13 protein-coding genes are annotated in these 14,267 nt (G+C 39.3%); 1 reads left to right on the plus strand and 12 read right to left on the minus strand.

Translation table 11 applies throughout. From position 1 onward, the window contains the following. Positions 1-7 precede the first annotated feature (7 nt). From acear_RS10435 to pcrA, 6 genes are all read right to left on the minus strand, one after another. Positions 8-1,003, minus strand: coding sequence for an isocitrate dehydrogenase (NAD(+)) (locus acear_RS10435; RefSeq protein WP_013278986.1), 996 nt, complete (start codon positions 1,001-1,003; stop codon positions 8-10). Between the two features lie 27 nt (positions 1,004-1,030). Then, the gene (gene gatB, locus acear_RS10440; protein WP_013278987.1) at positions 1,031-2,479 is read right to left on the minus strand and encodes an Asp-tRNA(Asn)/Glu-tRNA(Gln) amidotransferase subunit GatB; all 1,449 of its coding nucleotides are present in this window, start codon (positions 2,477-2,479) and stop codon (positions 1,031-1,033) included. A gap of 23 nt (positions 2,480-2,502) precedes the next feature. Next, complete coding sequence (gene gatA / locus acear_RS10445) at positions 2,503-3,960, minus strand: Asp-tRNA(Asn)/Glu-tRNA(Gln) amidotransferase subunit GatA (protein WP_013278988.1); 1,458 nt, start codon at positions 3,958-3,960, stop codon at positions 2,503-2,505. A 23-nt stretch (positions 3,961-3,983) separates the two neighbouring features. Beyond that, positions 3,984-4,280 carry an Asp-tRNA(Asn)/Glu-tRNA(Gln) amidotransferase subunit GatC gene (gene gatC / locus acear_RS10450; protein ID WP_013278989.1) on the minus strand — a complete coding sequence of 99 codons (297 nt, stop codon included), beginning with the start codon at positions 4,278-4,280 and terminating at the stop codon, positions 3,984-3,986. Between the two features lie 125 nt (positions 4,281-4,405). Beyond that, positions 4,406-6,421 (minus strand): NAD-dependent DNA ligase LigA, encoded by a 2,016-nt coding sequence (ligA, locus tag acear_RS10455; RefSeq protein ID WP_013278990.1) that lies wholly within the window; start codon positions 6,419-6,421, stop codon positions 4,406-4,408. Between the two features lie 130 nt (positions 6,422-6,551). Continuing rightward, entirely contained in the window at positions 6,552-8,675 is a 2,124-nt protein-coding gene (gene pcrA, locus acear_RS10460) for a DNA helicase PcrA (protein ID WP_013278991.1), read from the minus strand. 91 nt (positions 8,676-8,766) lie between these two features. Here pcrA and acear_RS10465 point away from each other — a divergent pair, with 91 nt between their 5' ends. Then, complete coding sequence (locus acear_RS10465; RefSeq protein WP_013278992.1) at positions 8,767-9,285, plus strand: TlpA family protein disulfide reductase; 519 nt, start codon at positions 8,767-8,769, stop codon at positions 9,283-9,285. Positions 9,286-9,304: 19 nt separating this feature from the next. Here acear_RS10465 and acear_RS10470 read toward each other — a convergent pair whose 3' ends face one another. From acear_RS10470 to acear_RS10495, 6 genes are all read right to left on the minus strand, one after another. Beyond that, positions 9,305-10,699: an NAD(P)/FAD-dependent oxidoreductase gene (locus tag acear_RS10470; protein ID WP_013278993.1), complete on the minus strand. Its 1,395-nt coding sequence runs from the start codon at positions 10,697-10,699 to the stop codon at positions 9,305-9,307. A gap of 79 nt (positions 10,700-10,778) precedes the next feature. Beyond that, positions 10,779-11,450: a PrsW family intramembrane metalloprotease gene (locus acear_RS10475; protein WP_013278994.1), complete on the minus strand. Its 672-nt coding sequence runs from the start codon at positions 11,448-11,450 to the stop codon at positions 10,779-10,781. Positions 11,451-11,521: 71 nt separating this feature from the next. Then, complete coding sequence (locus tag acear_RS10480) at positions 11,522-11,770, minus strand: hypothetical protein (protein WP_041667375.1); 249 nt, start codon at positions 11,768-11,770, stop codon at positions 11,522-11,524. A 137-nt stretch (positions 11,771-11,907) separates the two neighbouring features. Next, positions 11,908-12,510 (minus strand): adenylyl-sulfate kinase, encoded by a 603-nt coding sequence (gene cysC / locus acear_RS10485; protein WP_013278996.1) that lies wholly within the window; start codon positions 12,508-12,510, stop codon positions 11,908-11,910. 38 nt (positions 12,511-12,548) lie between these two features. Beyond that, positions 12,549-13,292: a HesA/MoeB/ThiF family protein gene (locus acear_RS10490; RefSeq protein WP_013278997.1), complete on the minus strand. Its 744-nt coding sequence runs from the start codon at positions 13,290-13,292 to the stop codon at positions 12,549-12,551. A gap of 134 nt (positions 13,293-13,426) precedes the next feature. Continuing rightward, the gene (locus acear_RS10495) at positions 13,427-14,254 is read right to left on the minus strand and encodes a MetQ/NlpA family ABC transporter substrate-binding protein (RefSeq protein WP_013278998.1); all 828 of its coding nucleotides are present in this window, start codon (positions 14,252-14,254) and stop codon (positions 13,427-13,429) included. Between the last annotated feature and the right edge of the window lie 13 nt (positions 14,255-14,267).

Genomic DNA, 14,267 nt, shown 5'->3' on the forward strand with positions numbered 1-14,267 from the left:
AATCAAATTATAATCTATCTATAATCGCTTCTGTAATTTCCGTAGTAGTAGCATTCCCACCTAAATCTCCTGTCAAGGTCTGTCCTTCAGCTAAGACATCTGCTACAGCCGCCTCTATTCTATCAGCAGCGTCGGTTTCCTTTAAATGCCGCAGCATCAAAACTCCGGATAATAATAAAGCAATTGGATTAGCTTTATTCTCACCAGCTATATCAGGAGCACTGCCGTGAACTGCTTCAAAGACAGCTATCTCGTCGCCGATATTAGCCCCCGGCGTTAAACCTAAACCGCCGATCAATCCAGCACCTAAATCAGAAATCACATCGCCGTAGAGGTTAGGCATAACCAATACATCATACTCCTCTGGATACTGCACCAACTGCATACACATATTATCAACAATGCGGTCATTGAATTCAATCTCCGGATACTCCTCAGCTACCTCCCTGGCTACTTCCAGAAATAATCCATCACTTAACTTCATAATATTGGCTTTATGTACCGCAGTCACCAGCTTCCGATTCTCACGCTGGGCATATTCAAAAGCTGCTTTAACAATTCTTTCTGAGGCCTGCCGCGTAGTAATCTTAATACTTTCAGCAGCATCCTCGCCTACCTTATGTTCAATTCCGGCATACAGACCTTCGGTATTCTCGCGAAAGACAACATAATCAACATCCTTAAATTTAGTCGGTGCTCCTTCATATGTCTTTACCGGACGCAGATTGGTATACAGATCTAACTTCTTTCTAATAGCTACATTTACACTTCTAAAACCGCTGCCGACCGGAGTAGTAATCGGCCCCTTTAAAGCCACTTTATTCTTACGAACAGAATCCAGTACTTCATCCGGTAGAGGAGTTCCATACTCCTCCATTACTCCCTTTCCAGCATTGGCTTCTTCCCACTCAATCTCGACTCCTGCTGCTTCAATAACTTTCTGCACTGCCTGTGATACTTCAGGTCCAATCCCATCTCCAGGAATCAAAGTTACATTCTTCATTTATATTCCTCCTACCTAGCTAAAAGATTATTGGTTTAATTTTTCTCTTAACATTTCTTTAGCTAACTGAGGATTGGCTTTACCCCTAGTAGCCTGCATCACCTGACCTACTAAATAACCAATAGCTTGTTCCTTTCCGCCTTGATAATCTTCTACAGCATCAGGATTATCCTCAATTACCTCATCAATTACATTACCTAATTCACCCTCATCACTAATCTGTTTTAATCCCTTATCTTCAACAATATCCTCTGGATCTTTACCGGTCTTAAACATCTCTTCAAATACTGTTTTGGCAATCTTATTAGAAATTGTACCATCATCCAACAGCTCCAACATTTCTGCTAAACCTGCTGGAGTAATTTCGGCCTCATCTATCTCTAAACCTTCTTCATTTAGAAGCCGCATCATATCTCCCATCATCCAGTTACTGACACTCTTAGGATCATTATGCTCGGCAACTGTAGCTTCAAAGAAATCAGCAATCGATTTAGAATCAGTCAAGACCTGAGCATCATATTCCGGCAGGCCTAACTCCTCTATAAACCGTTTACGGCGTACATTAGGCAGTTCGGGAATTGTCTCTCTAATCTCTTCTAACCACTCTTGCTCAATTTCCAGCGGCACTAAGTCAGGCTCAGGGAAGTAGCGGTAGTCATGGGCTTCTTCTTTACCGCGCATAGAGTAGGTCTTTTCTGCTTCCGGATCCCAGGTTCTAGTCTCCTGGATTACTTCTTTGCCAGAGTCTAAAATTTTCTTCTGCCGTTTAATCTCATAGGTTAATGCCTGTTCAATGGCCTTAAAGGAGTTCATATTCTTAAGCTCCGTCTTAACTCCTAACTCTGCTTCCCCTTTAGGCTTAATAGATGCATTGGCATCACAGCGCAGTGATCCCTCGGCCATATTACAGTCAGATACCTCTAAATATTCTAGAATACTCTTTAATTTCTTAAGATAGGCAACAGCTTGAGCCGGCGACTCAATATCTGGTTCCGTTACAATCTCAATCAATGGCGTTCCTACCCGGTTGTAGTCGACTAAACTGCCTTCTGAATCAGTAATAGTACCATCATGGACTAACTTTCCGGCATCCTCCTCCATATGAATCCGATTAATTCCTACTCTAACTGCATCACCTTCTTCCGGCTCTACATCGATATATCCGTCCTCACAGAGAGGTAAATCATACTGAGAAATCTGATAAGCCTTCGGTAAGTCAGGATAAAAGTAATTTTTACGATCAAATTTACTGAAATCAGCAATCTCACAGTTTAAGGCAAGTCCTGCTTTAACTGCATACTCAACGGCTCTTTTATTCAATACCGGCAGCACACCCGGAAGTCCTAAACAGACAGGACAGGTATGTACATTCGGTTCAGCCCCAAATTCTGTGCTACAGCTACAGAATATCTTGGTCTCAGTATCTAACTGGGCATGAACTTCCAATCCGATAGTTATATCATAATCTGCAAGCATTCTTTCCACCTCCACAATTTAAATTACAGTTCCGCTCTTGTATCAAAGTCAGTATTCTGTTCAAATGTATAAGCAACCTGAATTAATTTCTCTTCAGCAAAGTGATCACCCAATATCTGTAGTCCGATCGGCAATCCTGCACTATCGAACCCACAGGGGATGGAGACTCCAGGTAGTCCGGCCAAATTAGCAGGAATTGTACATAGATCAGACATATACATCTGTAATGGATCATCACTCTTCTCGCCTATTTTAAAAGCAGTAGTCGGTGAAGTCGGTGAAATCAAGACATCATAGTCAGCAAAAGCTTCTTCAAAATCCTGCTTAATTAAGGTTCTTACCTTCTGGGCCTTTAGATAATAAGCATCATAATAACCAGAGCTTAAAGCGTAGGTTCCTAACATAATTCTACGCTGTACCTCATCACCGAATCCTTCACTTCTTGTCAGCTTAAACATATCAACTAATCCATCGGCTTCTTCATTTCGATATCCATATCTTACTCCATCATAGCGGGCCAGATTAGAACTGGCTTCTGCCGGAGCAATGAGATAATAGGCTGGCAGAGCATACTCAGTATGGGGCAGCGAAACCTCTTCACAGGTTGCACCTAATTCTTCTAACTTGTCAATAGCCGACTGAACAGCTTCTTCTACTTCACCATCTATCCCTTCCCCAAAATATTCCTTAGGCACTCCAATCTTCATATCGGAAACATCATCTACTAAAGATTCAGTAAAGTCAGGTACTTCTCGTTCAACTGAAGTGGAATCCTGTGGATCATGGCCGCAAAGACAGTTTAAGGCCAGCGCACAGTCAGTAACATCCCGACTGAAAGGACCGATCTGATCTAAAGATGAGGCAAAGGCTACTAAACCATACCGCGAAACAAAACCATAAGTCGGCTTCATACCTACTACTCCACATAAGGAAGCCGGCTGTCTAATAGAACCTCCTGTATCCGAACCTAAAGAGATAACTGCTTCGCCAGCAGCAACAGCTGCAGCTGAACCTCCACTGGAACCGCCTGGTACATAATCTAAATCCCAGGGGTTTTTAGTAGTAAAGAAGCCGGAATTTTCTGTAGATGATCCCATAGCAAACTCATCTAAATTTGTCTTGCCGGTCATTACCGTATCGACTTCATTCAGCTTGTCCACTACAGTAGCATTATAAGGCGGTTCAAAATTATGTAAGATATTAGAAGCACAGGTAGTCTTAACTCCTTTAGTACACATATTATCCTTTATAGCTACCGGAATTCCTGCTAAAGAATTAACTTCTTCACCATTAGCTAACTTTTCATCAACTTCCTTGGCTTGTTTTAATGCTTCATCTTTGGTTAATGTTATATAGGACTGAACATCATCTTCTACTTCATCAATCCGTTGATAAACAGATTCAACTATCTCTTGAGCACTAACCTCACCTGCTATTAATCGTTCATTTAATTCATGGGCCGTTAGTTCATATAATTTCATCCCAATCCCTCCTTTAACCGAATTTACTCATCATTATCTATAATCTGTGGTACCTTAAATGAACCATCTTCTCTTTCTGGAGCATTCTTCAATGCCGCTTCTCGATCCAAAGACTCTTCAACTTTATCTTCTCGAAAGACATTCTTAATCGGCAGAGCATGAGCAGTCGGCTCAACATCTTCTGTATCCAGTTCATTCAGTTTATCTGCATATTCCAGAATATCATTTAACTGTTCTGTCATTTCCTCTTTTTTATCTTCATCCAATTCCAGTCTAGCCAACATAGCAACTTTTTCTACAGTAGTTTCATCTATCTTCATTAATTCCACCACCCCTTCCTGAATATATACGTTGGCATCTTTCATTATTATAACATAGGCTTTCAATTGAAGCAACAAAAGTAAACGGACTCCCTCTTAGTTAGCTTTTACTTCTTTAGCTTTAATTATTCCAATAGTTCTATTAACTCTTCCCCTTCAATAATTCTAATCTCCAACTGGCGGGCCTTATCCAGTTTAGAACCGGGATTCTCACCAACAATCAAGATATCAGTATTACCGCTGACACTACTGGTTACCTTACCGCCTAAGGCTTTAATCTTCTCTTTAGCCTCACTACGGGTTAGACCGGGTAGTGAACCGGTCATTACTATCGTCTGGTCCACAAAAGGGCTGTCCTCTTGAACCTCCTCAATTGCTTCATAATTAGGCTCTACTCCGGCTTCTAACATCCGCTGAATGCTTCCTTGAATATTCTCATCAGCAAAGAAATCAACTATTTCTTCTGCAACTACTTCCCCAATACCATTAATTTCAACTAACTCTTCTTTATCTGCCTCCATTAATCTCTCCAGCGACTTGAATTTATCAGCCAATAATTCAGCTGTCCTGGTTCCCACATTGGGCACACCTAAACCGTAGATGAAAGAGGATAACTCCACATCCTTACTCTCCTCAAGAGCATCAATTAAATTCTCAGCCTTCTGTTCGCCAAAGCCCTCTAACTCCAGCAGTTCTTCATATTCTATATCATAAAGATCAGCAATATCCCGCAGACCAAGTTCTTCATATAACTTTTCCGCCGTCTTTTCACTAAAAGTTTCAATCTCTAAAGCATCACGGCTGGCAAAGTGGGCCACTCTAGCCACCAACTGGGGTTTGCAGAATAACGAATTAGGACAAAAGAGGTGGACCCCATCTTGGACTAAGCTGCTGCCGCAGTCTGGACATTCTTCTGGTTTAGCTATCTCCTCTACTTCTTCGATTTCTTCTGTCTCCACCCGGCCTATAATCTCCGGAATTACATCATTTGAACGCCTAAGCCAGACCCGACATCCTTTAGCTACATCCTTTCGTTGAATATCATCCCAGTTATTCAAAGTAGCCTTGCTAACTGTAGCTCCTTCAATATCCACCGGCTCAAGTAAAGCTACTGGAGTCAGCTTACCGGTTCTACCTACCTGCCATTTAACATCCAGCAGAGTAGTCGTTACTTCTTTAGCGGCAAACTTGTAAGCTATAGCCCAGCGGGGTGCTCGAGCAGTATAACCTAATACTTCCTGGGTCCTGAGATCATTAACCTTAATAACCATTCCATCAACTAAGTAATCCAGGTCATCTACTTTCTCTTCTATAGTCTCCATCTCTTCAATTACATCTTCTATCTCATCAAAAGTCTTGAGATAATCATTGACCATAAATCGATTCTCACGCAGAAAATCTAAAATCTCTAAATGAGTATCAAACTCAATACCTTCATAATAGCCGATACTATAAAAAAAAGCATCGAGATTGCGTTCAGCAGTCACCTTCGGATCTAAATTACGCAAAGCTCCAGCAGCAGCATTGCGGGCATTTTTAAGTGGAGTTTCAGCCTGCTGATTATATTCTTCCAGAACCGAGAGCCGCATAATTCCTTCCCCCTGCACTTCTAATTTACCACTTTTAAAAGGAATCTGAAGAGGAATAGTCTTAATTGTCTTTACCTGTTCTAAAATTGCTTCTCCTACTTCACCGGTTCCTCTAGTAGCTGCCTGAACCAGCTCTCCCTCCTCATAAGTAAGGTTAATCGTCAAACCATCGAATTTATATTCCACAGTATAGAGCGGCTCGGGCAGCGGATTTTCCGGATGCTCGCGATTATAATCAGCAATCAATCTCCTTATCCGCTCATCCCAATCACGCAGCTCTCCCCCAGTCTGGGCCTTATCCAGACTCCACAGCGGTGCTAAATGCTGATGGGAATCAAATTCATCCAGCGGTTCAGCTCCTACCCGCTGTGTCGGCGAACCGGATAATACCTTTCCGGTTTCTTCCTCTAACTCAACTAGCCTATCATACAGCTGATCATATTCTTTATCACTTACTAACGGATCATCTAAAACATAATAATGGTAATTATATTTATTTAACTTATTAATCAACTTCTTCATTTCCTGTTCTAATGTCTCATCTTCAGCCATTCCAATCACCTCTTAATTATTTTAACATCAATTATAAAGGATATTTAGATAAGTAGCAACCTCCTCTTTCTTAAAATAATAAAAGCATGGTGTTGTAAAATAAACACCATACTTTTATAAATTAGTTTACTTAATTCACTTTTTCTAAAGAAGCATAAGCTACCAATAACTTCTTGATTCCCTGATCAGGAAAAGCAACTGCTACCTGTAAATCTTGACCGCTCGCTTCGGTATTAACAATCCTACCTGTTCCCCATTCAGGATGTTTAACCTGGTCACCAACAGTATATTCCGGCTGGGATTTATCACTATGCTGTTGCTCATTCTCTTCATTAGTGCAAAACAACTGCTGCGGAATCTCTTCTATAAATCTAGACACCGGATTATAAGAGCGCTGACCATAAATCTTACGCGATAGAGCATGGGTCAAGTATAGCTTCTCTTCTGCTCGTGTCATTCCTACATAACAGAGCCTCCGCTCCTCTTCAATTGCTTCTTTATCATCAAAGGAGCGGGAGTGGGGAAATAATCCTTCTTCCATTCCGCTTAAAAAGACTACCGGAAACTCCAGACCTTTAGCACTATGGAGAGTCATCATTACTACCGCTGATGCTTCAGCTTCCAGATTGTCCACATCAGTAATCAAAGCTACTTCCTCTAAGTAACCGCCGAGAGTAATATCACCTTCTTGCTCAATATATTCCTCAATATCTGTTAATAACTCTTTGATATTCTCTATTCGACTGCGGGCCTGGTCAGTATCCTCTTGTCGTAAATTCTTTAGATAATCAGTTTCATCCAATAATTCCTTAGTCAGCTCTAAAGCATTAAGTTCATCAGCTCTCTGTCTAAAATAAGACATCAGTTCATTAAATCTTCTTACCTGTCCACTACAGCGGCTGTTAATAGAATCTATTTCCTCGACTCGCTGAACTGCTTCATAAAGACTGATATTATGTTGAGCAGCAAAATTATTCAACCGGCCCACAGTTGTAGCTCCTATTCCTCGCTTAGGAACATTAATGATTCGCTGGAGGCAGATATCATCACTGGGATTATAAAGCACTCTTAGATAAGCTAAGATATCTTTAATCTCTTTCCGCTCATAGAATTTAAGCCCTCCGATTATACGATAGGGAATTCCTTGTTTCCTAAATACTTCCTCTAACACCCTTGATTGGGCATTAGTCCGGTATAACACAGCAAAGTCATCATAATCCAAAGCTTCTTCTTCCCTAAGCTTCATAATTTCTTCAGTAATATATTCTGCTTCTTCCGTTTCACCCCGCGCCTTATACTGCTTGATAGGAGCCCCTTGATCATTTTCAGTCCACAGCTTCTTAGGCTTACGGCCGCGATTATTCCGCACTACCTCATAGGCTGCATCCAGTATTCTTTCTGTAGATCGATAATTCTGTTCTAATTTAATAATTTCTGTCTGAGAATAATCCTCTTCGAAGTCCAAAATATTACTGATGTCTGCCCCCCGAAAACCATATATTCCCTGATCATCATCACCTACTACACAGATATTTTTATGGTCTTCAGCCAGTAGATTAATTAGTCTATACTGAGCATGGTTAACATCTTGATACTCATCGACTAGGATATACCGAAAGCGGTTCTGATAATACTCCAGAACTAATTCATACTCTTCAAACAGCTCTACTGTCTTCATAATTAGATCATCAAAATCTAAAGCATTATTCTCCTTAAGCTGCTGTTGGTATGATTCATAAATTTCTCCAACCACTCTTTCAAAGTAACTACCAACTCCCTGCTGAAAAGCAGATACATCTATTAAATCATTTTTAGCATTACTGATCTGATTTAAAACTGACCGCGGCTTAAACTGCTTTGGGTCCAGATCTAACTGGTTCTTAATTATATCCTTAATTAAAGCCTGTTGATCAGTAGTATCATAGATAGTAAAGTTTCGGTCATAGCCTAATTTATTAATCTCCCGCCTTAAGATACGGACAGCAATTGAATGAAAGGTGCTCATCCAGATATCTTCACTATCCTGAGCAATCAATTTCTCTATTCTCTCCCGCATCTCCTCAGCAGCCTTATTGGTAAAGGTAACTGCTAAAAGATTATAAGGTTCAACATTACATTGTTGGATTAAATATGCTATTCGATGTGTTAAAACCATAGTCTTACCGCTACCGGCTCCAGCTAGAACCAACAGCGGTCCATCTTTATGTTTAACAGCTTTCTTCTGCTGAGGGTTTAAACCATCTAGAATCTCCATGTTATGCCTCCTCTAAACTAAAAATATTCAGATTTGAAGTTCTAATTTCTTCTTGTGGTTAATAAATTTACGTAAAAAAGGAGTTGAAAGTATGAAAAAAATTATTTTAGTCTTATTAATTATAGGCCTTATTAGCGGTATAAGTACTAGCTTGATTCTAACTCCTAAACTCTTTACTCAATCCAAACAGCAGACTGAACTTCCTGACATAGAAATTAAAACTGCTACTAACAGAACAATTAACCTTAATACAGAAATAGATAGAAAGACTATTCTCTTATTCTGGCTGCCAAAATCAAATATTTGTCAGCAGCAGCTTGAAATATTACAACAGCTCAAAGCCGAATACCAAACAGAGCTTCATATCTACGGAATTACTATCGGCAATATTCAACCAACCAAACTCAAGAAAATCAAAGAAGAAAACAGCCTTAATTTCCCCCTGCTGATCGATAGAAGGACCGAATTAACGGAAGAATTGATGATTAATTCAATTCCTACTCTAGTCTTTATTAATAAACAAGGCATAATTACTGAACAGCATACTGGATTATTGAAGCTTTCTAATTTAAAAGAAAACATCGATAATATAACAACCGAAAAGAATTAAAAAAGTCCTTTATTTTACATTAATCTGCAGCTAAAATATCCCGAGCAATCACTACTCCCGAAGCAGAAGCCTGAATTAAACCACGGGTAATACCTGCTCCATCACCAGCAGTATAGAGATTATCAATTTTAGTCTCTAAGTTATCCTGTACCTGCAGTCGAGAAGAATAAAACTTCACTTCAACCCCATACAGTAAAGTATGGCGCGAATAAATTCCAGGTGTTATCTCATCTAAGGCCTCTAACATCTCCACAATAGCTGTCATATGTCGATAAGGCAAGACTAAGCTTAAATCTCCCGGCGTTGCATCTTTAAATGTCGGCTCCACTAATCCCCGCTGAATTCTCTTTTCAGTAGAACGACGGCCATTTAAAAAGTCACCTAATCTCTGAACTAATATTCCTCCGCCCAATAGATTAGCCAGCTTAGCAATATCCTTTCCGTAAGTAATAGGTTCCTTAAAAGGTTCAGTAAAGGTCTTACTAACTAACAGAGCAAAATTAGTATTATCCGTCTTCTTTTCAGCATGACTATGGCCGTTAACAGTAATTAATCCATTATTATTCTCACTTACTACTTCTCCGTTAGGACACATACAGAAGGTCCGTATCTTATCATCAAAGCTGGGGTTATAATAGATGAATTTTGATTCATAAACCTTATCAGTTAAGTCTTCTAAAACTGCTGATGGAACCTCAACTCTAACCCCGATATCAACAGGATTGATAGTAGTATCGATTTCCATTCTTTCAGCCTCCTGGCTCAGCCATTCAGCATTCTCACGACCCGGAGCAACAACTACATTATCAGCAGCAATCTTCTGTCCATCAGCTAATTTTACTCCCTCTACCTGACCATCAGTAGCCATAATCTCTGTTACATAGGCGCCAATTCTAATTTCCACTCCATTCTCCAGCAGATGGTCCCGCATAGCCGTCAAAATTTCTTTACTATAACCGGTACCTAAATGACGAATTTTCGAGGGAATAAACTCCAATTCAGCCTTAGTGGCTTGAGAATGAATATCTTCTAAAGCTTCCTGACTGGCACTATATACTTTTTGGGGGGCTCCAAACTTAAGATACTCCTGGTCTACATAATCAACTAATTCAGTTAATTTATCCTGACCAATATAATCGCCTAGATTACCTCCTATCTCCGGAGACAAGGTTAACTTTCCATCACTGAAAGCACCTGCTCCTCCCCAGCCGCAGACAATAGAACAGTTATCACAGCCAACACAATTAATCCCCTCCTGTTTAGCTGGACAGCTGCGGCTGTCAATATCTGACCCCTTTTCTAGAATCAAAATATCAAGCCCACTATCCTGCTTAATCAATTCCAGAGCAGTAAAGATTCCAGCTGGACCAGCACCTACAATTGCTAAATCATAACTCTTATCCAAGTTAGACATAATTAACCTCTCCTTATAATCCGAATTATTTCACTCCCTCCCTAATCTTTCTAGTCAAAATCCAAAACTCCTGCACTCTTTAAGGCTTAAAAGGAGAAATAGCATCAGCTTTTTTGATTAGTTTAATTAAATAGACATAAAAAGCCAGCATTAAAAAGACAACTCCCCACATAGATATTAAATTGCTGACTACTAAAAAATCATAGATTCCATGTAGTAAAACAGCCTGTCCAAGGCCTATAGTTATTAATTTAAGCTGAGACTCAGCCTCCATTTTGGCTAAGCCTAAATAATAACCGGCTATTCCAGAAAAGGAAGCATGGACTAAAGTAGTCACAAAGGCCCTCATCATTCCTACCTGATAACCAAAGACAACAGTATAGAGTAGATTTTCTATTACTGCAAAACCTAAACCTGCACTGACAGAATAAATAATGCCGTCCATTACTTCATTAAATTCATCCGAATTATAGAATCCATAGTAGACAGCACTTAATTTAAAAAATTCTTCAGGCAGTCCTACAATCACTACTGCTAAAAAAATCAGCTTCACAGGATTCGTAGTTGCAGTTAACTGATCAGCAAAAGGAAACTCAATTATTGCTACCGGAATAATGGCTAATCCTCCATAAATAAAGGCTTTAATAACTAAACGAACCGGCTCTGGTTCATACCTATCCTGCCGGTAAAAGAAATAAACCCAGATTATTCCCGGAACTAACGAAACCAATAGAATTAAAATAGCTCTCATTTCTTCACCTCCAGAAGATAATAAATAATATAAATAAAAATATAACGGCATAACTGCCGTTATAGAAAGAATTAATCCATCTCTGATTGTAATTCTCGCTGCTTACTATCTCCTTTAGTAGTTCCTTCTATTTCAAAAGTAATCCAGTCTCCTGAATTTAAAGAATAATATTCTGATCTTCTAACTCCATTAACCATAACTTGATCAACAGCTTCCGGGGACATATCCATCTTATCCTTTAGACTGCCAATAGTCATATCCTTCTGTACAATCATATCCAAAACCGATTTTCTATCATCAATTTCTAATTTTACTCTCACTAATAATTCACCCCTCATTAAACAGAATCCATCAGAGAATTATGGTCAAGTTTATTATATCCCGAAAACACTTTAACTATTCTCAAAATCAATTCCATAGGGGTGAATTACAATAATAATATGATACTAATATTTTGCTAAACTAGATCATTAATCTCTGCTAACACTTTCTGTACTGACTCTTGAATGGATAGTTTAGTTGTATCGATTACTAGCTCCGGATTCTTAGGTTCCTCATAGGGAGAGGATATTCCGGTAAAGTTATCTATTTCTCCTTGTTTAGCCTTATCATATAATCCCTTTGGGTCTCTTTGAGCACAGGTTTCTACATCCGCCTTAACATAAACCTCAATAAAGTTTTCCTCGCCTGCTTTCTTACAGGCAAACTTCCTCATCTCCTGGAATGGTGAAATAAAAGAAGCCAATGTTATCAATCCTGCATCCTTCATTAAAGCAGCCACTTCAGCTATTCGCCGAATATTCTCATTTCTATCTTCTTCAGAAAAGCCAAGATCAGAATTTAAACCGTGGCGTATATTATCTCCATCTAACCTATAGACAGCCTTCCCTGTTTTGATCAATTCTCTCTCTACTTCTACAGCAATAGTAGACTTACCGGAACCTGACAATCCAGTAAACCAGACTACTATACCTTTCTGTTCTAAATTCTTACATCTATCCTCATAAGTTATCTTTCCTTCATGCCAGACTATATTAGAATTTGAATCTGAATTCTTCATCTGTATCCTCCTCACTAATTATTTTCTCGACAATCTGTCTAAGTATTACATACCAAACAATCAGGATTCTTCTTGACTCTTATTTTTCTAATTGATAAATCCAGACCATCATAGATTAATAGCTTCCCAATCATAGTTTCACCAATTCCCAAAATAAACTTTAAAGCTTCTGTTGCCTGCAGAGTTCCTATTGTTCCAGCTGTAATTCCCAAAATAGCAACCCCTTCTGTTTCAGGCTTCTTAGGCTTTTCAGGAAAGATACAGCGATAACAAGGACCCTGACTGCTGTCCACCAGCATTAACTGTCCTTCATATTGCTCTACTGCTGCTTCTACTAGCGGTATTCCAGCCTCAACACAGACATCATTGACTAAATATCTAGCTGTAAAGTTATCTACAGCATCGACAACTAGATCATATTCTTTTACTAAATCAACTCCATTATCCTCAGTCAAACGTCTATCATAAGTTACAACCTCCAGATGAGGATTCAATTCTTCTATCCTTTCTTTAGCTGAGTCAACCTTATTTCTCCCTATATCAGCTGTAGTATGTAGAATCTGGCGCTGGAGATTGCTGACCTCTACTTCATCATAATCAATAATGCCTAACCGTCCTATTCCGGCTGCAGCTAAATAATAGATTGCTGCCGAACCTAATCCGCCTGCTCCTACTACTAAAATACTGCTTTCCTTCAGACGCTGTTGGCCCTGCCTGCCGATTTCCTCCAAATTAATCTGCCTGGTATATCTTTTTAATTCCTCTTTATTTAAATCACCCAACCTTCTACCTCCTTAAATTATCAACCATAATAAATCTTAAATTAATAGCTATCTTAAATACTATACTTCTTTAAAATTAAAAGGATCTCCTTTGCTAATAAAGGAGATCCTGTAAACTACTTAACACTTATTGATTAAAAGGTAGGAACAATTGATCCTCCATACTCTTCATTAATAAACTTCTTAACCTTCTCAGAAGTCAAGACATCAGTTAGCTTCTGTAGTGCTTCTTTGTTTTTATCTTCAGTCCTAATTGCCAGTACATTAGCATAAGGCGATTGGCTATCTTCCATAATAATAGCATCTTCTGTTGGTACTAAATTACCTTCTAAGGCATAATTAGTATTAATTACCGCCGCTGTAACATCAGGTAAAACTCGAGGCAGCTGGGCTGATTCTAACTCTTCAAACTGCAAATCCTTTGGATTTTCTACAATATCTACCGGAGTTGCCTTAACTCCTGCCTCTTCATTCAGTTTGATTAATCCATTTTCAGCTAATAATAACAGTGCCCGTCCTTCATTGGTCGCATCATTAGGTAAGGCAATAGTAGCTCCTTCTTCAATTTCATCCAGCGATTCGATCTTTTCTGAATAAAGACCCATCGGCTCAATATGAACCTTAGTAGTATAAGTTAAATCCAGTCCGCGCTCTTCCTTAAAGTCATTCAGATACGGTAAATGCTGAAAGAAGTTAGCATCAATACTGCCGTCAGCCAGGGCAACATTAGGCGTTACATAATCAGTAAACTCCTTTATCTTTAATTCAATACCTTCTTCAGCTAACAGCGGCTTGATCTCAGTTAGAATTTCTGCATGGGGCACCGGCGTTGCTCCTACAACCAATTCTGTCTTTTCTGCTTCTTGTTGGGGCTCTGCTGTTTGATTACCACCGCATCCTGCTGCTAAAGCTACTACTAATAATAATCCAATTACAGTTAGAACTTTTCTACTCTTTAACATAAATTCTCACTCC

The organism is Acetohalobium arabaticum DSM 5501, from assembly GCF_000144695.1.
GTDB lineage: Bacteria > Bacillota > Halanaerobiia > Halobacteroidales > Acetohalobiaceae > Acetohalobium > Acetohalobium arabaticum.